The sequence below is a fragment of the Gordonia sp. SID5947 genome (assembly GCF_009862785.1).
Classification (GTDB): Bacteria; Actinomycetota; Actinomycetes; order Mycobacteriales; family Mycobacteriaceae; genus Gordonia.
Genome location: NZ_WWHU01000001.1, coordinates 3,643,612 through 3,664,013, shown reverse-complemented (window position 1 = coordinate 3,664,013; position 20,402 = coordinate 3,643,612). Strand labels below are relative to the sequence as shown.

Below are 20,402 nucleotides of genomic sequence, written 5' to 3'. Positions count from 1 at the left end.
CCGGTCCGACCCATCCGAACTGCCGGTAGTTCCGAACAACGGGCATGAGTCAATCACCGTCCCGGTCCGTCGCGGTCGTCGGTGGCGGCGTGTCCGGGCTGACCGCCGCCCATCTGCTGGCCGGACAGCACCGGGTCACCCTGTTCGAGTCCGACCACCGACTCGGCGGACACGCCCACACGCACGACGTCACCATGCCCGACGGTGAGGTGCTCTCGGTCGACACCGGCTTCATCGTGCACAACGACCGCACATATCCCACTCTGCTGCGCATGTTCGACGAACTCGGCGTGGCCACCCAGGCCACCGACATGTCGATGTCGGTGCGATCGGAGAGCACCGGCCTCGAGTACGCCGGCGCACTCGGGGTGCGGGGCCTTGTCCCCACCGCGCGCACGCTGACCCGCGGACGCTACCTGCTGATGCTCGGCGAAGTGATCCGGTTCCATCGCGCGGCGCGACGGCTCCTCGACGGCACCGACTCCGATGAACCGCTGGGCGAGTTCGTCACCCGCGAGGGCTTCTCCGACTACTTCCTCGAGAACTTCCTGCTGCCGCTGGTCGCCGCGGTCTGGTCGTGCGACGACGAGGTCGCCGCTGAGTACCCGGCCCGCTATCTCTTCACGTTCCTCGACCATCACGGGATGTTGTCGGTGTTCGGGTCGCCCACGTGGCGAACGGCGGTGGGCGGCTCTGCCCGCTACGTCGAGAAGATCGCCGACGGCGTGCTCGGCCGCGGAGGAACCATCCACACCGGGTCACCGGTCGAATCAGTGACGCCCGTCGACGGCGGCGTCGAGATCACCGCCGGGCCGACGGGTACCGAACTCTTCGACGCCGTCGTCATCGCCACCCACCCACACCAGGCGTTGACGATGCTGAGCGACCCGACGCCGGCACAGCGTCGCGCGCTCTCCGCGATCCGATACTCCGCGAAACATGCTGTGCTGCACACCGACACCTCGCTCCTCCCCCGCGCCCAGCGGGCCCGCGCCTCGTGGAACTACCAGATCCGTGACGACCGGCCGATCAACCGCGACGTCAGGACCGCGGCGACGCCGGCCGGGCTCGACGGTTCCGGGATCGCGGTGACCTACGACATGACCCGACTCATGCGCCTCCCGACGACGCAACCCCGGATGCTTGTCACGCTCGGTCGAACCGACCTCGTTGACGAGTCGTCGGTGCTTGCCGAGATGACCTACGAGCATCCTGTCTACACCACCGAATCTGTTGCCGCCCAAGCGCTGATGCCCGAAGCGGAGACCGATGTCATCCGTTTCGCGGGTGCGTACCACGGGTGGGGATTCCACGAGGACGGCGCTCTCTCCGGTGCCCGCGCCGCCGAGCTAATCGGGGCGAGCCGGCGGGCAGTCACGACTCGGGTGACGCCCACCGCCCCGGTGACGTCATGACGCCAGAACTCGCCTGTCGGGCACAGTTTCTCGCCCACCGTGCGCAGGATTCGGTCGGCCGGATGATCGAGCGACGACCTTCGCCCGGTCTGCGGAATTCTGCACCCGATCGACGCGAAACGGCGCACGAGCGCGGGGTCGGCAATCCCTATCCCACCCCCTCGGTGGTGGCCACCCGCATCTCGCACACCCGTACCACTCCGATCCGGCATTCGTTCGTCCACCGCAGCGCGTCATGGCTGATCGACATCGACGACCTACCGTCGCCACCTCCGGCACTGCGTCCGTTTGCCCGCTTCGAACCCGCCGACCACTTCCCCGAGCAGCCGATTGCCGGCCAAACCCTGCGCGACCGGCTGACCGCCCACCTGATCGCCGCCGACGTCACGCCGCCGAGTGGGCAGATCATCGCCCTCCTGTCGCCTCGGGTGGCCGGCTACGTCTTCAACCCGCTGAGCGTGTTCTGGTGTCATCACACCGACGGCACGCCGGCGTGTGTCGTCGCAGAGGTGCACAACACCTACGGCGAGCGGCACACCTACGTCGTCACACCCGACGACACCGGGCATGCCCAGGTGGACAAGGAGTTCTACGTGTCCCCGTTCAACGATGTGAGCGGCACGTACCGGCTCCGCCTCCCACCACCGTCGCCGGACGGCCGGGTAGCGGTGTCGGTTACCCTCGATCGCCCCGGGCACGGACCGTTCGTCGCCGCGCTGACGGGCCGCGCCCGCCCCGCCCGGGCGAGCTCCATCCTGGTCACCCAACTGCGCACCCCGCTCGCGCCCCTGGTCGTGGCGGCCCGCATCCGCTGGCACGGAATCCGGCTGTGGCTCAGGCGTCTACCCGTTGCCACCCGTCCCGACCATGAGAAGACAACCACCATCTCCACTGCCGCGACCTGCCGGAAGGAACGACGATGAACGCTCCGATTCGCAACTTCCCCAACGACTTTCCGCCCGATGAAGCTGCCCGGTGGCCCGACGTCGCGCGGGTGCCCGACGGCCCGACCGCGGCTCTGCGCAGTTCGGCGGCCGCGTGGTTGTTCCGGTCCGCGTCACGACGTGTAGACGTACGGATCGAATACCCTGACGGCGCGTTGTCGGGGATACGCCGCGCCGGCGTCCAACCGCGGATGATCATCCGGCGCCCGGACGCGTTCATGCGCCGCGTGGGTGCCGACGGTCTCATCGGGTTCGGCGAGGCCTTCATGGCCGGGGACTGGACCACCGACGACCTCGTCGGTGTCCTCACACCGTTCGCCGCCCGGATGGCCGACCTCATCCCGCGTCCGCTGCAGATCTTGCGGTCCGCGGTGCTGCCGAGTCAGCCCCCTTCCGAGGAGAACACGACAGCCAACACGCGCACCAACATCGCGCGGCACTACGACCTCTCCAACGATCTGTTCGCCACCTTTCTCGACGACACGATGACCTACTCGAGCGCGCTCTTCGACGATCTGACACCGGGCACCCGACCACCGTGGTCGAGACTCGCCGACGGGCAGCGGCGCAAGATCGACCGGCTGCTCGACCTCGCCGGCGTCGGCCCGGGAAGCCGGGTCCTCGAGGTCGGGACGGGTTGGGGTGAACTGTGCCTGCGGGCCGCGGCCCGTGGCGCCGTCGTCCGTTCGGTCACGTTGTCGGTGGAGCAGCAGGAATTGGCCCGGCAACGGATCGCCGACGCCGGCTTCGCCGACCGCGTCACCGTCGACCTCCTCGACTACCGCCAGGTCGACGGCGAGTTCGATGCCGTGGTGTCGGTGGAGATGATCGAAGCGGTCGGCGAGAAGTACTGGCCCACCTACTTCGACACCATCGATCGCGTCCTGGCGCCCGGCGGGCGGGTGGCGATCCAGGCGATCACCATGCCCCATGACCGGATGTCGGCGTCGCGCAACACCTACACCTGGGTGCACAAGTACATCTTCCCGGGCGGCCAGTTGCCGTCGTTGCGCGCGCTCGACGGCGTGACACAACAGCACACCGACCTCCGTCTGGTCGACGTACTGGCCATGGGCGACCACTACGCGGAGACCCTCCGGCTGTGGCGCGAGCGGTTTGTCGCCCGGCATGACGACGTCGCCGAGCTCGATTTCGACGGCATCTTCATGCGGATGTGGGAGTTCTACCTCGCGTATTCGGAGGCCGGATTCCGATCGGGTTACCTCGACGTGCATCAGCTGGTGTTCGCCCGCGACCGCGAGCGGCGGAACACGCGATGATCTCCGGGCTGCACGGCTGGGCCGCGTTCGGTGTGATCGCCGGCGCCTCCCTCATCTTCCTCGTCGTCCTGCACGGCGTGACGATGGCGATCGGGCATCGCATCGGTCGCTACAACGTCGTCGACGTCGCATGGGGCCTCGGATTCGTGGGGATCGCGGTGTTGTCGCTGATCCTCGGTCCCGGCGACCCGCTGCGCCGATGGCTGCTGGCCGCGTTGGTCGCCATCTGGGGTTTGCGACTGGCCTGGCACATGCACATGAAGTCGGCCGGGAAGGGTGAGGACCCGCGCTACATCGACCTGCTGGAGCGCGCCGGCGGCACCGGCCTCGTTGTGGTGGCCCGCAAGATCTTTGCCACCCAGGGCATCTCCCAGTGGTTCGTCTCGCTGCCGATCCAGGTGTCCGCGGTGACCGGTCCCACCGACGGGATCTGGGTCGTGGTCCTGGCCGCGGGGTGCGGCCTGTGGCTACTCGGCCTTGTCTTCGAGGCCGTCGGTGATGCCCAGCTTCGACGCTTCAAGGCCGACCCGGCCAACAAGGTCCGCATCATGGACCGCGGACTGTGGTCGTGGACCCGGCATCCGAACTACTTCGGCGACGCGAGCGTGTGGTGGGGTCTGTGGCTCATCTCCGCGAGTGCGTGGCCCGGAGTGCTCACCGTTCTCTCCCCGGTCGCCATGACCTACTTCCTCGTGTACGCCACCGGGGCGCGCCTGCTGGAGAAGTCGATGAGTCGGCGTCCCGGGTACCGGGCCTATCAGGAACGCACCTCGTACTTCCTGCCCCGGCCGCCACAGCGGACCACGCCATGACACCCCTCGGATCGTTGAGCACCCGGCACCGGCCGGATAGGCTGTTCGACGATGACCACGGAGCGCGCACGGTGACTGCCGATTCCTCATCCGATGTCGCTGCGCTGGCCGCGCTGCTCGACCGGATCGGATCGGGTGATGCCGACGCCTTCGCCCGGTTCTACGACCTAACGTGCGACCGTGTGTACGGCATGGTGCTGCGCGTGCTCCGCGATCCCGGCTACAGCGAGGAGACCACGCAGGAGGTCTTCCTCCAGGTGTGGCGATCGGCGAGTTCGTTCGATCCGCAGGCCGGCTCGGCGCTCTCCTGGTTGATCACGCTGGCGCATCGCCGGGCCGTCGACCGGGTGCGATCGGAATCCGCGGCCACCCGCCGCGACGTCGCCTACGGACTCGAGGACACGCGCGCGAGTTTCGATCAGGTCATCGATACCGTCGCCACGCGGGAGACCACCCGCGAGGTGGTCGGCTGCCTGGAGACCCTGACCGACGTCCAACGGCAATCGGTGGATCTCGCCTACTATCACGGCCTCTCGTACCGAGAGGTCGCCGAGCGCCTCACGGTCGCGCTACCGACCGTGAAATCGAGAATTCGCGACGGGATGAAACGTCTGCGCCGGTGTCTGGGGGACCGTGATGCCTGACGACGAACTGCTCGACCTCGCACCCGTGGTCGGATTGAACGCGATGCACGGCCCTGAACTCGACGCGGTGACGCGGGAAGCGGACGAAGCTGCGCCGGAGATCCGGGACGAGTTCCACCGGCAGGTCCGAGCGACCCGCGAGGCGATGGCCCGCGTGAGCGAGGCTACCGCGGCCGCACCGCCCGACACGCTACGGGAGCGCGTCCTTGCCGCTGCCCGCGCCGAGTCCGCCGACGCAGACGGGGCCACCGGCGCACCGCAGGCCGAGGGCCGCACGGCCACCGTCACAGCGCTGCACCGCCGCCGCCGTGTCGCCTACCTCGCGGCGGCTGCCGTCGTGGCGGTCGCGATCGGGGCGGTCGGGTGGGTGATCGGTGCTTCGTCGAGTTCGGACGAGCCACAACCGCCCACCGCCGAGCAGGTCTTCTCCGCCAAGGACGTCCGCACATCGTCCGGAGCAGTCGCCACGGGACATGCCACGGTCACGTACTCACCGTCGACCGGGTCCGGCGTGCTCGTGATGAACGATGTGCCGCCGCCACAGCCGGGAACCGTCTATCAGATGTGGCTGTACGGCCCCGACGGTGAGACCTCGGCGGGCACGATGACCGACAAGGACGTCGCGCCGTCGACGACAGCGGTGATCAACGGGATCGGCGACGCCACGTCGCTGGCGTTCACCGTCGAACCCCCCGGCGGCTCGACGCAACCGACCGGCCCGGTGGTCGCACAGCTGCCGCTGACCTGACCCTTCGAGACGCTCGCAGGCTCGCTCCTCAGGGAACAAGCAGCGCGAGCGAAACGACCACCCCGTTCCCTCAAGTGCGAGCGAAACGACCACCCCGTTCCCTCAAGTGCGAGCGAAACGACCACCCCGTTCCCTCAAGTGCGAGCGAAGCGAGCCTCGAAGGTCACGGCAACTTCGCACGGATGGCGTCGATGGTGTCCGCCTCGGCAGGCGTCTTGTCGGGCCGGTACCGCACCACGCGCGCGAACCGCAGGGCCACGCCACCTGGATATCGCGAACTTCGTTGCACGCCGTCGAGTTCGATCTCGACGACGAGCTCGGGCGTAGGTACACGGTGTAGGAGTCACGTCGGATCTCGTGGCGCGGGAACTCGTCGGTCTGCCACTGCAGCAGCGCGTCGCTGAGCCCTTTGAACGTCTTGCCGACCATCACCGGCGGCCCACCGTCCGGATCACGCGCGCCCAGATGGAGATTGGACAGGAATCCGGTTCGCCGCCCGGAACCCCATTCGGCCGCGAGCACCACGAGATCGAAGGTGTGCACGGGTTTGACCTTCTGCCAACCCTTTCCGCGCCGTCCGGCCGCGTACGGGCCGGTGAGCGATTTGACCATCACACCCTCGTGGCCGGCGTCGAGCGCGGCGTCGAAGTGTTGTTGCGCCTCCTCGACGCTCGGATCGATCACCGACGGGATCCGCAACCCCGGCGCGACGGACGTCAGTGCATCGAGCCGCTCACTCAGCGGACGGTCGATGAGATCGACACCGTCGAGGTGCAGGCAGTCGAAGAAGAACGGACGTAGGACTCCGGCCGGATCGTCGGTGAGCTCGCCCGCCGAACCGAATCTGCTCATGGTGTCCTGGAAGGGCCTCGGTCGCCCGTCGGCGTCGAGCGTCAGTGTCTCACCGTCGAGGATCACTGTCTCACAGGGTAATCCGCGCACCACCGCGACGAGGTCGGGCACCGCTGCGGTGATGTCGCGCAGGGTGCGTGTGTACACCCAGACGTCATCACCGCGACGGTGCACCTGGACACGCGCACCGTCGAGTTTGAAGTCCACCACCAGCTCCGGGCCGAGCGCCGTCACCGCATCGCCGAGCGAGTCCGCCGGAGTCGCGAGCATCGGCGCGACGCCCCGCCCCACCTGCAGACCGACGTCGGACAGCGCCTGCGCGCCACCGTGGACCGCGAGCGCGGCGGTCTCCGACAGCGAGCCGGTCAGCATGTGGGCTCGCCGGACCATGTCGACGGGCTGTCCGGACGCCGACGCGATCGCATCCACCATCACCCCGGCGAGGGCTCCCTGCCGGAGTTCGCCGGTCATCAACCGGCGCAACAGATCCTGTTCGGCTTCGGTTGCCGATCCGAACAATTCCTCCAACAGCGCGCGCCGGCGGGCGACCGATCCCGACCCGGTCGCGGTGGACAGACGCGTGAGCAGGTCATCGACGCCTGCCACGGTCAGAGTCGGCTCGGTCGCGGGCGCGAGCGCCATCCCCGTCAGGGACCGCCAGCCCACGCCGAGACGCCCTTGCGGGATCACCCCCGACAGCCACGCGACGACGGTCGGGATCTCGTCGGCCGACGCGTCGTCGAGCAGCGCGCCGAGTTCCTCGGTCTTCTTCTTCCGAGACCGGGTGGCGGTGACCGCGCTCGACGCCTCGACGACACGGGAGAGCTTCATCTGCGATGACGTTACCCGCACCGACGACCTCGCCGAGCCCCATCAGCGCAGCGGCGGTCAGCTTCCCCGCTTGATCCACTCCTCGAGGTGCGGCGACTCCGCGCCGACCGTGGTGCCGTCGCCGTGTCCGGTGTGGACCCTGGTCTCGGGGTCGAGGGTGAAGATCTTCTCCTGGATGGACGCGATGATCGTCGGGAAACTCGAGTAGCTGCGCCCCGTTGCGCCCGGTCCACCCTGGAACAGGGTGTCTCCGGAGAACAGCACACCAGCCTCGGGCGCATGGATCACCGAGGAGCCGGGCGAGTGGCCCGGGGTGTTGATCACCGTCAACGAGGTGCCTGCGATCTCGATCCGCTGACCGTCCTCGAGATCCTCGTGCGTCACGTCCGGGTGGGTTTCGTTCCACAGCATGTCGTCGCCCGGGTGCAACAGGATCGGGGCGCCGGTGGCCTCCGAGAGTTCGGGCGCCACGGTGATGTGGTCGTTGTGGCCATGCGTCAGCACGATCGCTTTCACCGTGCGATCACCGACCGCCTCGAGAATCGGTGCGGCACTGTGAGCGGCGTCGATGACGATCACCTCGTCGTCGTTGCCGACCACCCAGATGTTGTTGTCGACGTCCCAGCTGCCGCCGTCGAGGGAGAACTGACCGGACGTGACGACGTTGTCGATCCGCAGACCACCGGTGCCGGCCATCAGAGCTCCACCACCGAACGCAGCACCTTGCCGGCCTCCATCGCCGAGAACGCGGCCTCCACGTCGCCGAGCCCGACCCGCTCGGTGACGAACTTGTCGAGTGGCAACCGGCCCTGCTCGTAGAGGTCGATCAGCATCGGGAAGTCGCGCTCGGGCAAACAGTCGCCGTACCACGAGGACTTCAATGCCCCACCGCGCGAGAAGAAGTCGATCAGCGGCAGATCCAGCGTCATCTCCGGCGTCGGCACTCCGACCAACACCACGGTGCCCGCCAGATCACGTGCGTAGAACGCCTGCTTGTAGGTCTCCGGACGACCGACCGCGTCGACGACCAGGTCCACGCCGTTCCCGTCGGTCAGATCTTGCACCGCGGTGATCACGTCGTCGACCTCGGCACCGTTGATGGTGTGGGTCGCGCCGAGATCCTCGGCCCACTCCAACTTGGCGGGATCCCGGTCGATCGCGATGATCGTCGTCGCACCGGCCAGCCGCGCACCGGCAATCGCCGCGTCACCGACGCCGCCGCAACCGATCACCGCGACCGAGTCGCCACGCTCGACGTTGCCGGTGTTCATGGCCGCGCCGAGGCCGGCCATCACCCCACATCCGAGCAGGCCCGCCACGGCCGGATCGGTCTCGGGATTGACCTTGGTGCACTGCAATTCGTGCACCAGTGTCTTGTCGGCGAAGGCGCCGATCCCCAGGGCCGGGGTCAGCTCGGTACCGTCGGTCAACGTCATCGGGATGCTGGCGTTGAAGGTGTCGAAGCAGTACCAGGGCCGGCCGCGCTTACATGCCCGGCACTGCCCGCAGACCGCTCGCCAGTTGAGGACCACGAAGTCGCCGACCTCGACGTGGGTGACATCCGAGCCCACCGACTCGACCACACCCGCGGCCTCGTGACCGAGCAGGAAGGGGTACTCGTCGTTGATGCCGCCCTGTTTGTACGCGAGGTCCGTGTGACAGACCCCGCACGCCTTGATCGCCACGACCACATCCCGCGCGCCGGGGTCGGGGATCACCACATCGACCAGTTCGGTCGGCGCCCCCTTGCTGCGTGAGATGACTCCCTTGACCGTCTGCGACATATCGGCTTCTCAATCCTCTCGGTGACAACTCCGGACAACGCGATGGCAGTCCGCTACGACTCCCAGTCTCACGGCGCCAGACAATACATGCAGCCATCCGAATGGATGGTTATACCTAGACGAAAGTACAGGGCCACGACGGGAGGTTTCCGCACGCGGCAGGTTCACTCGGCGGAGATCCCGGCCCTGGCCCCGAGCAGTCCCGCCTCGCCCCGGTTCGATACCCGCAACTTCTGGAGGATCGCGGTGACGTGGAACTTGACCGTGCTCTCGCTGACGCCGAGGGCGGCGGCGATCGACTTGTTCCGGCGCCCCAGCGCCAGGTGACCGAGCACGTCGAGCTCACGCGGGTTGAGCGCCGACAGGCGGTCCTCGTCGGGGCGTGCGGCGGGCGTCTCGAGCGGGATCGACGCGGTGACCCGATTCCCCCATCCTGCGATGGTCTCCACCTCGAGGGTCCCCTCGAGCGTCTGAAGCCGACCGGACAGTTGGCGCGCCAACGCGTCTGCGTCCAGATCACCGTCACATTGGTCCCGGATGTCGACGACGAGATCATGGCCGCGGCATTCCCACGCGATCCGCAGACGGGTGACGCCCGGCTGCGTACCGAGGGCGACTGCGACGGCGCGGGCGATCGCGCGTGCCGCATGGGCGATCTCGCCCGGCAGGGATCGACCGTCGGAGGCCGGCCGCACGTACTCGACGTCGGCATCCAGATGTCGCAACACGGGTTCGAGTTCGGCCTGCAACCGTGCGAACGCGGTCGCGACAGCCTCGGTCGCAAGTCTGCGGTCGGTGTCTCCGACCGATCGCAACGCGATCAGCGCCGACGACGCCGTTTCGGCCGCCGACGCGCGCGCGGTCCGATCGTCGAGGTCGTGGGACCGCAGCGTGCCCAGAATCGATCCGAGCGTGTCCTCGTGGGTTTCGGTGAGCTGTGCGATGGTCCGGGCCCGTTCGCTCGATGCTGCTCGCGACTCGGCAAGGTAATCCGGGCTGGCCTGCGCGACCTGCTGTCTGATCGAGGTCGCCACGATGGCGAACCAGCACCGGAGCAGATCCTCCGGCACAGTCACACGTCCCCCGCGGGCAGGCTTTCGCGGCACCACGACAAGCAGGGTGTCGGACCCGTCGCGGACGACCCGGATGGTGCGCGACGTCCCGCCGAGCACGGCTCGACAATCCACCACGCCGCCTCGCACGACCGACTCCTTGATGGCGTCGAGTTCGTCGATGGTCACCCGGTCGACGATCTCCGGCGCCCCCGCGACCTTACGCGGACGTCCGGTGCACTCCCGCGTGAAGATGATCAGTGCGTCGTGCGGGCTGTCGGGCGCCAAGAACTTCGAGAAGCGTTTCGCGATCTCGGGTAGCGGTCCGTCGATGACGGCATGGAGCTGCTGCCAGGGTTCCGGGTCGGTCGTCACGTGCTCATTGTCCCCGACCGACCTCCCGGTCTGTCCGGACGTGATACACCACAGGACGGCCGAACGCGTCTCGTCTGCGCCGACCGGTCAGCCGAGCGCTTTGAGCAGTTGCGCCTTGGTCATCGTCGAATACCCCTTGATGCCCTTGTCCTTTGCCTCCGACCGCAGCTGTGCCACGGTCGGAGCACCGGACGCCCTCGATCCGGACGCCTTCGATCCGGACGTCTTCTTCACGGGCGTCTTCTTCGCGGGCGTCTTGGACTGGCTCTTTGCCGAGGCCGCCGGCTTCGGCGTGGACGTCGCGGCCGGCTTCGGTGCAGCTTTCGCGTCCGGCAGGCCCGGCACCGTGGCGGGGGTCGGGTCCGCGTCAGCAGACGGTTTCAGCGGTTTCGGCGCTGCGACAGCAGGCTTCGCGGCAGCGCCGCCCGAGCCGGCGCTCTTGCCCTGTCCGATCAGTTTCAGGACTTCGGCCCGTAACGCGGTAGCGTCCTGCTCCGCCTTCTTGAGTCGCTTCTTCGCTTCCTTGTCGACGCGGGCGAGCTCCTGCTTCAACCGCTCGACCTCGGTCTCGAGCCGACCGATCAACTTGCGCTTCTTGGTCATGGGAATCCCCTCGTCATCGTGGGTCTCGTCATCGGTGGGTCTCGTCGTCGTGGTCTCGTTGCCGTCGGTCAGGATGTGGCTATCGCCACCATAGAGCGGATCCGACGCATCCGACGTCGACCCGCAGGTGTCGTTTCGATTCCGCAACGAACGGGAACGCTGTCCCGGACCGATCGCATCAGCATCGGAAACGGAAGTGGTCCCGTCACGCGGGAACAGACCATGAGGAGGTCGAGCCATGCCGGGTCAGAAGAAGCCTGGACCATCGGTCAAGGACGACGAGCTGTACGAGAAGCTGCGCGACGAGGGCAACTCCAAGGAGAAGTCGGCCCGCATCGCCAATGCGGCGAACAACGAGTCCCGATCGTCGGTCGGCGAGCGGGGCGGATCCTCCGGCTCGTACGAGGACTGGACCGTCGACGAACTGAAGGACCGCGCGAAAGAACTTGATCTGTCCGGCTATTCGGATCTGAATAAAGACGAGCTCATCAAGAAGCTGCGCAATCACTGATCGCCGGACGGTGTCGAATCGCTCAGCCGGGTAGCAACCCGGCCCGGCGAGCGAGGACAACGGCCTCGATGCGAGTGGATGCGCCGAGCTTGTTCATCGCGTCCTTCATGTAGCCCTTGGCGGTGTGGACGCCGATTCCGAGGTCCTCGGCGATCCGTGCGTTGCTCAGCCCGACTGCGGCGAGCGCGAGGACGTCGCCTTCGCGGCGGGTCAGCGCGGGCGCCGGGCCCGACACCGTGCCACGATCCACAAGTGCCTCGGTGATGCGCGTGATCTCCGCGGCGAGTACTCCGTCCTCGACGGAGCGGCTGAGCACTCGCAGATTGCCGTATGCCTCGGTGAGCCGGTCACGCAATTCGTCGGCTTCGGCCGTGGTGTCTGACCGGCCGATCAGTCGCGCCGCGACGATCTCCTGTTCGAGCGCACGCGCCTCGCCGGAGAGGACATCGAAGGTTCGGGCGCCGATCGGGGCATCGGTGTGCAGCGCCCCATAGAGCACTGCGACTGGCCGCCGGTCGACGATCACCGGAACCGCAGCCATCGCGCGCAGCCCTTCGGTCGCGATGATGGTGTTGTACCGATGGGTGATGTTCGGGGTGCGCAGATAATCGTCGACGGCGACCGGACGCCGCACACTGATGACCTTGCCGCCGAGTCCGTGACCCGCATCGACGGCCACCCCGGCCAATGCACCCGCCGTGTTCCCGACGAAATGCTCGAGCCGCACGCTCTGCCGTCTCGAGGTCGTCGCGGACGAGACCATGCCGGCGAAGGCCAGCGAGACGCCACTCGATCGGCGTATCCGCCGCAGCGCATCCATCACCAGCGATGTCTCGCTCATGTCACCTCCGGTCCCTCATCTCGACCCCTCTTCGGGGGTGTCGGCGGCGCCGCCGGTCGCGCAGAATGTGACTCAGCTTACCCGGACCGGTATCGACCTGGCCCGATCGAATCCTTCCCCGGCACCCAGAGGTTCACCATGACGCAGACCTTTCCCATCCCCGCCGACCACCCATCGGTTGCCGCGACCATCGACAGTCTTCTCGCCACCTTCGGCGCGGATGACGCCAACGCAGCCGAACTCCTGGTGGACCGGCACGATCCCGCTGCCGTCGCGTTCACCACCATCGAGGTCGCGGACGACGAGCTGGTCACCGTCGATCTCACCTACGGCGAGCTCGCCGAATCCTCCCGCCGATTTGCCACCGCGCTCGCCGACGCGGGTATCGGTCGGGGCGACACGGTCGGCGTGCTGATGGGCAAACGCGCCGAACTCGTCGTCGCGCTGCTCGCCATCGCACGACTCGGCGCCGTCTACATCCCCTTGTTCACCGCGTTCGCTCCACCGGCCATCGAGATGCGACTGACCGCCGGAAAGGCGCGCGTGGTGATCACCGAGCCGAGCCAGGCCTCGAAGCTCGAGGGTGTGGACGGCATCACCACCATCGTCGCGGGCGAGCAGTTCGACGATCTCGTCGCGACCAGTCAGCCCATCGCAAAATCGGTGGCCGTCGGCGGAGACGCCGCGCTCATCCTGTTGTTCACCAGCGGCACCACCGGGGCGCCGAAGGGTGTACCGGTGTCGGTGCGCGCACTCGCGTCGTTCTGCTGCTACATGCACTACGGCCTCGACGTGGCCGCCGACGACGTGTTCTGGAATGCCGCCGATCCCGGCTGGGCGTACGGCCTGTACTACGGGGTGCTCGGTCCGTTGGCGCTCGGTCGTCGAAACCTGTTGCTGCACGCCGGTTTCTCCCCCGATCTGACTGCACGGATCATCCGGGAACTCGGCGTGACCAACTTCGCCGCCGCACCGACGGTGTACCGGTCGCTCTCCAAGGACCCGTCGTTCGCGGGTTTCGACCTCCGCCGCGCGTCGTCGGCGGGCGAGCCGCTCACGCCGGACGTGATCGAGTGGGCGAAGTCCGCCTTGAACACCGAGGTACGCGACCATTATGGGCAGACCGAACACGGCATGTTCATCAACAATCACTGGCACCCCGACGTCGCCGAGCCGCTGGTGCCGGGCTCGATGGGCAAGCCGATGCCGGGCTTCGCCGCAGGAATAGTCGACGGGCAGATTGCCATCGATGTCGCACAGAGCCCGCTCCTCTGGTTCACCGGCTACCTCGACGCCCCGGACAAGACCGCCGCGCGCTTCACCGACGACCACAAGTGGTATCTCACCGGCGACACCGGCCGGGTTGACGAGAACGGTCGGTACTTCTTCACCGCCCGCGACGACGACGTGATCATCATGGCGGGCTACCGGATCGGCCCGTTCGACGTCGAGAGCGTGCTGATCACACATCCCGACGTGGTGGACGTCGCCGTCGTCGGGCGCCCTGACGAACTGCGCGGTGAGGTCCTCGAGGCCTTCGTGGTGCTCGCGGACGGAGTCGCCGGGTCCGATGACCTGGAGAAGGATCTGCAACAGCTGGTGAAGACCGGATTCGCGGCGCACGCCTACCCGCGCACCGTGCACTTCGTCGATGCGCTGCCCAAGACCCCGAGCGGCAAGATCCAGCGGTTCATCCTCCGCAAGCAGGACTGAGCGAGGTCTCGATACGTCGACCGGCGAATCGCGCCACCCTTTTCGCGACCCCAACTCGCCGATCGGGTAGCTCCCGAGCGCAGCGAAGGGTGCGTAACGAGATCATCGCCCCGTTCGGTCAACGAGGACCGAACCTGTCCGCAATCCCCCATAATGTTGCCCTCAGCACCACAGAACGCAACCGCTACCGAGAGGCAACATCATGGCCGGCACCTACACCCCCGTCGCATTGCCGTTCACCGTCACCGGTGAGAAAGAGGATCTGCTGACCCTGCTCGCCGATCAGCGGGCCCTGTTCAAGGTGACCGTGCGGGGCATCACCGAGGAGCAGGCACGCAAGCGGACCACCGTGAGCGAGCTGACCCTGGGCGGGCTCGTCAAACACCTGGCGATGGGCGAGCAGAGCACGCTCGAGGAGTTGCGGGAGCGCGATGAGACCGCCGAATTCGACATGACGAAGGCCGGCGACGCCTACGATCTCACCGACGACGAGACGCTCGCGGGCTGGCTCGACGAGTACGATCGCGCGGCCGCCGAACTCGACGAGTATGTCGCGGAGGTCGGCAGCCTCGACGAACTGATCCCCCAGATGACCGCCCCGTGGCAGCCGGAGCGTGAATGGTGGACGATCCGGAAGATGATGCTGCACAAGCTCCGTGAGACCGCCCACCACTCCGGCCACGCCGACATCATCCGCGAGGCCCTCGACGGTCAGACGACGATGGCCGCCATCTACACCGGTCCTGAGTTCTCCTAGCCGGCGGCCTGACGCGGCACGATGGCGTTGCCGAAGGTGACCTGCGCCTGCGCGCGTGCGTCATCGAGCGTCATCGCGCCGCGTTGCACCAGCCCGATCGCACCGATCACCAGCATCGCGAGCTGTCCGGCGGCGAACACCGGGTCGAGCCGCCGGTCGATCTCCCCCTGCTGCTGTGCGCGCCGGATCGCCCGGACCACCGGCGCGGTCGCCTTCGCCTCCGCGTCGAAGAGCCCCGGATCGGTACGGCGGTACATCAGGATGAATCGGTAGCGCTCACCGATGGTGACGGCCTCGTCGAGGTAGGCGCGCAGGGCGGGAACGACCGGCCCCTCGGTCGGCAACTGCGCCGACAACGCCGCCGTATCGGCAAGCACCGCCTCGTGCAACGCGGCGTGTAGCTGCTCTCGGTTCGTGAAGTGGCGGTAGAGGGTCGCGCGGTTGACGCCGGCCGTCTCCGCGATCTGCTGCATCGACGCGTTCGGGGACTGGCCGAGCAGCGCAATCGCCGCAGCGACGATGGCCGAGCGATTCCGTTCGACATCCGCTCGTACTTGCGCAGCGACAGTCACCGGCCTAGCGTACATGCAACACCGATGTCGCATTTCATGTCGACGCGGTGGCAGTCCAATCGCTTTCCTGCAGGGGTCGGGGCCGCATGACAGCAACACAGCACACCACGCGCAGAGTCGATTCCGGACTCTTCGACCCGGTGATCGTCGTCGGAGGTGGGCTGGCCGGACTCGCCACCGCGGTGTGGCTCGCGCGCGACGGCGTGCCGGTGACCCTGGTCGAGAAGCGCGGACGACTCGGCGGCCGCACCATGTCGTTCGAGCTGCCGGGCGGCGACGAGCTCGTCGACAACGGACCACATCTCTTCGCCGGCTTCTACGATGCGCTGTTGGCCTACGTGGACACGGTGGGTACGCGCGACGAGTTGCTCTGGGATGCGCCCCCGTTCGCGATCCGGACCGGCCCCGACCGCCTCCTCGGTTTCGACGGCGGACCGTCGTGGCTGCCCCTGCCACTGCGCCGGGCTCTCGGCGCGTTGTGGATGGCACGTCTCCCGATACCGACCCTCGACCGACCCGCCGCCCTGCTCGCCCTGACCCGGATCGCCCGTGCCGCCGCATCGCCGCCTCCCGGCCTCGATCATCTGACGACCGCTGCCTGGTTCCGCCAGATCGGCGCGCCACGCTCCCTGCGGAAGCTGCAACTCGATCAGCTCGTGATCGGTCTGCTCAACGAGACGCCCGATCGGGTGTCGGCGTACAGCTTCGTCCAGACGCTTCATGTCGGTCTGCAGCGCGCCCTCGACGGCAACCCCCGCAGCATGGACGCGATCTGGCCGCGAGTCCCGCTCTACGACCTCTTCGTCGCACCTGCCGTCGAGTACCTGCTGGATCGCGACGCCACCATCATCACCGGTACCGCGGTTGTCGACGTCGAACTCACCGACGACGGCGACGCCACGGGAGTCCAGCTCGCCGACGGCCGAATCCTGCCGGCGTCCGCACTGGTGCTCGCCGTGCCGCCGTGGGCGCTGAGCACCTTGCTCCACCGAGGGACGCTCGGCGCCTTCGAGCATTTCAGCCCGGTTCACGAGATCGAGGCTGCGCCCATCTCCTCGGTGTACATCTGGCTCGATCGCCCTTTGGGAAACCTCCGCCTGGCCGAGAATCTCCGGGATTGTGCGATCGAGTGGGTGTTCGACGTCGGGCAGATGCAGGGACGGACCGACCACGTCTACGCCCTCGCCGTCAGTGCGTCACGGGACGTGTTGCACCTACCGCACGACGAGTTCGTCGACGTGGCGCTCGGCTCGCTGCGCAAGCACTACCCGGCGTTCGCCGACGCCGACGTCTTGCGCACACATGTCATCCACCAGCCGCAAGCCACATTCTCCGCACAACCGGGCTTCGAAGAACTACGGTTACCTCAACGGACCCCCGTCGGCGGACTGTTCCTCGCCGGCGACTGGACTGACACCGGCCTGCCGTCGACGATGGAGGCCGCAGCCGACAGCGCGCAACGGGCGGTCACGAACGTGCTTGCCCACGTTCGTGATCGACACGGTCCGTGATTGTTCCGCCGTGTGTGCGGAACTCGACGAGGAGGTCCCGGTGAACGAGCTCGACACAACCAACGATGGATCCGGCGCCCAGCGCACCGAACTCCACGACGTCATCATCATCGGCGCCGGGCTGTCCGGCATCGATGCCGCCTATCGGTTGGCGGAGTCGGACCCGAGCACCCGATACCTGATCCTGGAGCGGCGCGAGCAGATCGGTGGCACCTGGGACTTGTTCCGCTATCCCGGGATTCGCTCGGACAGCGACATCTTCACCCTCAGCTTCCCGTTCGAGCCGTGGCGTCGACCGGAAGCCCTGGCCCAGGGCGCCGACATCCGTGAGTACGTCACCGCGACGGCGGCCAAGCACGGGATAGCCGAGCACATCCGGTTCGGGCAGCATGTCCGGTCCGCCGACTGGGACTCGAGCACCGACACCTGGACCATCTCCACCACAGTGAACGATGAGGCGACCGACGCTACGGCGGCGAGCGGCGCGGAGCAGATCTACCGATGCCGGTTCGTGTACTTCGCCACCGGGTACTACGACTACGACGACCCCTATCGACCACGGTTCGCCGGGCTCGACGACTTCGCCGGCACTGTCGTGCATCCTCAACACTGGCCGGAGGATCTGGATCATTCGGGCAAACGGATCGTCGTGATCGGCAGCGGCGCCACAGCGGTGAGCCTCATCCCGTCATTGGCGCGGGACGCCGAACACGTCACCATGTTGCAGCGGTCTCCGTCGTATATCGCGTCGATGTCACAGCAACAACGGATGAACCCGTTGATCCGGAAGCTCTTGCCCGCCAAGGCCGCACACCAGGTCATCCGCGCACGTTATGCCGCACAGACGGCAGCCATGGTGCACGGCATGCACCGGTTCCCGAAGATCGGCCGCAAGCTCCTGCGGTCGGGCGTCGCGAAGGAACTGCCCGACAACTATCCGGTCGACGTCCATTTCAATCCCCGGTACGACCCCTGGGACCAGCGGATGTGCATGGTGCCGGACGGGGATCTGTTCGCCGAGATCACCACGGGCCGGGTGGAGATGGTCACCGACCAGATCGACCGGTTCGACGCGAGCGGGGTCACCCTGAAGTCGGGGCGACATCTCGATGCCGACATGGTCGTCACCGCGACCGGTCTGCAGTTGCTCGCGTTCGGCGGTATCCGCATCCGCGTGGACCAGGCCGAGATCAAACCGCACGATCGCTTCGTCTTCAAGAGTCATCTGCTCGAGGACGTGCCCAACCTCGCGTGGTCGGTCGGCTATACCAACGCCTCCTGGACCCTGCGCGCGGACATGACCGCACGTGCGGTGGCAAAACTCCTGCGATACATGAACTCTCACGGCTACACACACGCCTACCCGCACCTGGGATCCGAATCGATGGGGTCAAAGCCTTTGTGGGACCTCAAGGCCGGGTATGTGGAGCGCGCACCCGACGCGCTGCCCAAGTCCGGGACCCGAGGCCACTGGGCGGTTCGCCACAACTACTACCGCGACGCCATCGATCATCATCTCGACGACATCGAGGACTCGATGGTGTTCGGGCGGGCCCCGGCTCCGGCCTGATCACCCTTCGATCCGGACGACCCGGCTGTGCCATCCCGTGGCGCCGTCGGGGATCGGGGCGACCCGCTGCTCCGGCTGGGTCCTTCCCGCCGCATCCGTCGCCCGACAGTGCAGCGTGTGCTGTCCGGGCGTCGCATCCCAGTCCCAGGTCCACTGGCGCCACGTGTCGACGGAGTATTCGGTCGACATGGTGGCCGGCTGCCAGGGCCCGTCGTCGACCCGAACCTCCACACCTCGGACGCCCCGGTGCTGCGCCCACGCGGTCCCCGCCACCACGATCCGGCCGGCCGGTTGCTTCGACAGCGGCGCGGGACGATCGATACGAGACGCGGTCTTGATCGGAGCTTGCACACCCCAACCCCGTTTCGTCCAGTACGCCTGTGCACGATCGAATCTGGTGATCTCCCAATCGACCACCCACTTGCAGGCCGAGACGAAACCGTAGAGTCCGGGGATCACCTGCCGGACCGGGTAACCGTGTTCGAGCGGCAGTGGCTCACCGTTCATACCGATGGCGAGCATGGCGTCACGGCCGTCCGTGATCGCCGCCAGCGGCGTCCCCGACGTCCACCCGTCGATGCTGGTGGACAGCAGCATGTCGGCGCCGGGTCGCACCCCGGCGCGGTCGAGGAGTTCCCGCATCGGGAAACCGAGCCATCGCGCGTTGCCCGCGAGATCTCCACCGACCTCGTTGGAGACGCAGGTGAGTGTGATGACGCGTTCCATCGTCGGCATCGACAACAGATCGTCCCACGACAGCGTCACCTCCCGGTCGACCATCCCGTGGATGCGCAACCGCCAGTCGCGGGTACTCAGCTGCGGTACCTGCAGTGCCGTGTCGATACGGTAGAACGCGTCGTTCCCGGTGACGAACGGGGTCACGCCGTCGACGTGCAGCTCGGCGCCGCCCGGTACCGGCGGGGCGGGCGAGGATGCCGTGGGCAGCATCGCCCGCGCCCGCTCCGCCATCACCCCGCCGGCGCGCGACACCTGCCGGGCCACGACCACGGATGCCACCGAGACCAGCACCAGCACTCCGGCCACACCGGTGAACCGGCGTCGGGACCAGCCGCCTCCCGGGACGACCCCGTCGCGACTTCCGACGTCGAGGGCGTGATCATCTGAGCGGGGGTTCGACCCGCGACAGAGCACCACCAGCACGACGCCCGACACGAGGCCGGCCACGACCGGCGGGACGATGTAGGACCAGTCGGCTGTCGGACGGGTCGCCGCGGCGATCATGCCGAACGCCGCGACCAACACGACCACGACGAGGCCGAGCGGCGGACGACGAGTCTGCAATGCCCCGGCCGACGTGGCGAGCAGCGCGATCACGCCCACCATGCCGATCATCAGCGCCGACTTGTCGTCTGTCCCGAAGGTGTCGATGGCGAACTGTCGGGCGAATGCGGGTGAGTGGTCGACGAGAAACGCGGCGACGGCTTGATATGGCGACGCGAACGGGGACACGGCCGGCGCCACGAGTTCTCCCGACGCCAGGCCACACCCGACAGCGACGAGTCCGGATATGCCCGCGCGCACATACCTTTCCGTACTGGTGCGCATGACATCCTCCTCGCACAACAG

At 67.5% G+C, this 20,402-nt stretch carries 18 protein-coding genes and 1 pseudogene; 11 read left to right on the top strand and 8 right to left on the bottom strand.

Annotation, left to right across the window (positions count from 1 at the left end; translation table 11 throughout):
- The first annotated feature begins 44 nt into the window (after positions 1–44).
- The 6 genes from GTV32_RS16705 (at position 45) to GTV32_RS16680 (ending at position 5,843) form a co-directional block, all read left to right on the top strand.
- A complete protein-coding gene (locus tag GTV32_RS16705) occupies positions 45–1,415 on the top strand; it encodes an FAD-dependent oxidoreductase (RefSeq protein WP_161061266.1) in 1,371 nt (456 codons plus the stop codon).
- Complete coding sequence (locus tag GTV32_RS16700) at positions 1,412–2,338, top strand: DUF1365 domain-containing protein (protein ID WP_237421571.1); 927 nt, start codon at positions 1,412–1,414, stop codon at positions 2,336–2,338. The genes GTV32_RS16705 and GTV32_RS16700 overlap by 4 nt, the downstream gene beginning before the upstream one ends.
- Complete coding sequence (locus GTV32_RS16695; RefSeq protein ID WP_161061265.1) at positions 2,335–3,639, top strand: class I SAM-dependent methyltransferase; 1,305 nt, start codon at positions 2,335–2,337, stop codon at positions 3,637–3,639. The genes GTV32_RS16700 and GTV32_RS16695 overlap by 4 nt, the downstream gene beginning before the upstream one ends.
- Before the next feature lie 8 nt (positions 3,640–3,647).
- The gene (locus tag GTV32_RS16690) at positions 3,648–4,451 is read left to right on the top strand and encodes a DUF1295 domain-containing protein (RefSeq protein ID WP_161062583.1); all 804 of its coding nucleotides are present in this window, start codon (positions 3,648–3,650) and stop codon (positions 4,449–4,451) included.
- 71 nt (positions 4,452–4,522) lie between these two features.
- Positions 4,523–5,095 carry an ECF RNA polymerase sigma factor SigK gene (gene sigK / locus GTV32_RS16685; protein WP_343287364.1) on the top strand — a complete coding sequence of 191 codons (573 nt, stop codon included), beginning with the start codon at positions 4,523–4,525 and terminating at the stop codon, positions 5,093–5,095.
- A complete protein-coding gene (locus GTV32_RS16680; RefSeq protein WP_161061263.1) occupies positions 5,088–5,843 on the top strand; it encodes an anti-sigma factor in 756 nt (251 codons plus the stop codon). Before sigK ends, GTV32_RS16680 begins: the two co-directional genes overlap by 8 nt.
- 163 nt (positions 5,844–6,006) lie before the next feature.
- On the opposite strand, the pseudogene GTV32_RS16675 reads toward GTV32_RS16680, so the two are convergent.
- From GTV32_RS16675 to GTV32_RS16655, 5 genes and pseudogenes are all read right to left on the bottom strand, one after another.
- Positions 6,007–7,526, bottom strand: a pseudogene (locus tag GTV32_RS16675) (ATP-dependent DNA ligase).
- 57 nt (positions 7,527–7,583) lie between these two features.
- Positions 7,584–8,222, bottom strand: coding sequence for an MBL fold metallo-hydrolase (locus GTV32_RS16670; protein WP_161061262.1), 639 nt, complete (start codon positions 8,220–8,222; stop codon positions 7,584–7,586).
- Complete coding sequence (locus GTV32_RS16665) at positions 8,222–9,310, bottom strand: S-(hydroxymethyl)mycothiol dehydrogenase (protein ID WP_161061261.1); 1,089 nt, start codon at positions 9,308–9,310, stop codon at positions 8,222–8,224. The genes GTV32_RS16670 and GTV32_RS16665 overlap by 1 nt, the downstream gene beginning before the upstream one ends.
- Before the next feature lie 164 nt (positions 9,311–9,474).
- On the bottom strand, positions 9,475–10,737 hold the full coding sequence (locus tag GTV32_RS16660; protein ID WP_161061260.1) for a LuxR C-terminal-related transcriptional regulator: 1,263 nt from the start codon (positions 10,735–10,737) through the stop codon (positions 9,475–9,477).
- Positions 10,738–10,824: 87 nt separating this feature from the next.
- Positions 10,825–11,487 (bottom strand): hypothetical protein, encoded by a 663-nt coding sequence (locus GTV32_RS16655; protein ID WP_161061259.1) that lies wholly within the window; start codon positions 11,485–11,487, stop codon positions 10,825–10,827.
- 91 nt (positions 11,488–11,578) lie between these two features.
- Between GTV32_RS16655 and GTV32_RS16650 the strand changes: the two genes are divergently transcribed.
- Positions 11,579–11,851: a Rho termination factor N-terminal domain-containing protein gene (locus GTV32_RS16650; protein ID WP_161061258.1), complete on the top strand. Its 273-nt coding sequence runs from the start codon at positions 11,579–11,581 to the stop codon at positions 11,849–11,851.
- A 22-nt stretch (positions 11,852–11,873) separates the two neighbouring features.
- On the opposite strand, the gene GTV32_RS16645 is transcribed toward GTV32_RS16650, so the two are convergent.
- Positions 11,874–12,692, bottom strand: a complete 819-nt coding sequence (locus GTV32_RS16645) for a LuxR C-terminal-related transcriptional regulator (RefSeq protein ID WP_161061257.1) — start codon at positions 12,690–12,692, stop codon at positions 11,874–11,876.
- Positions 12,693–12,830: 138 nt separating this feature from the next.
- Between GTV32_RS16645 and GTV32_RS16640 the strand changes: the two genes are divergently transcribed.
- Together GTV32_RS16640 and GTV32_RS16635 are read left to right on the top strand one after the other, a co-directional pair.
- A complete protein-coding gene (locus GTV32_RS16640) occupies positions 12,831–14,405 on the top strand; it encodes an AMP-binding protein (protein ID WP_161061256.1) in 1,575 nt (524 codons plus the stop codon).
- A gap of 202 nt (positions 14,406–14,607) precedes the next feature.
- The gene (locus GTV32_RS16635; RefSeq protein ID WP_161061255.1) at positions 14,608–15,162 is read left to right on the top strand and encodes a DinB family protein; all 555 of its coding nucleotides are present in this window, start codon (positions 14,608–14,610) and stop codon (positions 15,160–15,162) included.
- Here the strand turns inward: GTV32_RS16635 and GTV32_RS16630 are convergent.
- Entirely contained in the window at positions 15,159–15,734 is a 576-nt protein-coding gene (locus GTV32_RS16630) for a TetR/AcrR family transcriptional regulator (RefSeq protein ID WP_343287363.1), read from the bottom strand. The two genes, GTV32_RS16635 and GTV32_RS16630, sit on opposite strands and share 4 nt — an antisense overlap.
- An 86-nt stretch (positions 15,735–15,820) precedes the next feature.
- Here GTV32_RS16630 and hpnE point away from each other — a divergent pair, with 86 nt between their 5' ends.
- Both hpnE and GTV32_RS16620 read left to right on the top strand, forming a co-directional pair.
- Positions 15,821–17,245: a hydroxysqualene dehydroxylase HpnE gene (gene hpnE, locus GTV32_RS16625; protein ID WP_161061253.1), complete on the top strand. Its 1,425-nt coding sequence runs from the start codon at positions 15,821–15,823 to the stop codon at positions 17,243–17,245.
- 40 nt (positions 17,246–17,285) lie between these two features.
- On the top strand, positions 17,286–18,815 hold the full coding sequence (locus GTV32_RS16620; protein ID WP_161061252.1) for an NAD(P)/FAD-dependent oxidoreductase: 1,530 nt from the start codon (positions 17,286–17,288) through the stop codon (positions 18,813–18,815).
- Here the strand turns inward: GTV32_RS16620 and GTV32_RS16615 are convergent, their stop codons facing one another.
- Positions 18,816–20,381 (bottom strand): molybdopterin-dependent oxidoreductase, encoded by a 1,566-nt coding sequence (locus GTV32_RS16615; RefSeq protein ID WP_161061251.1) that lies wholly within the window; start codon positions 20,379–20,381, stop codon positions 18,816–18,818. It lies immediately after the preceding gene.
- Positions 20,382–20,402 lie beyond the last annotated feature (21 nt).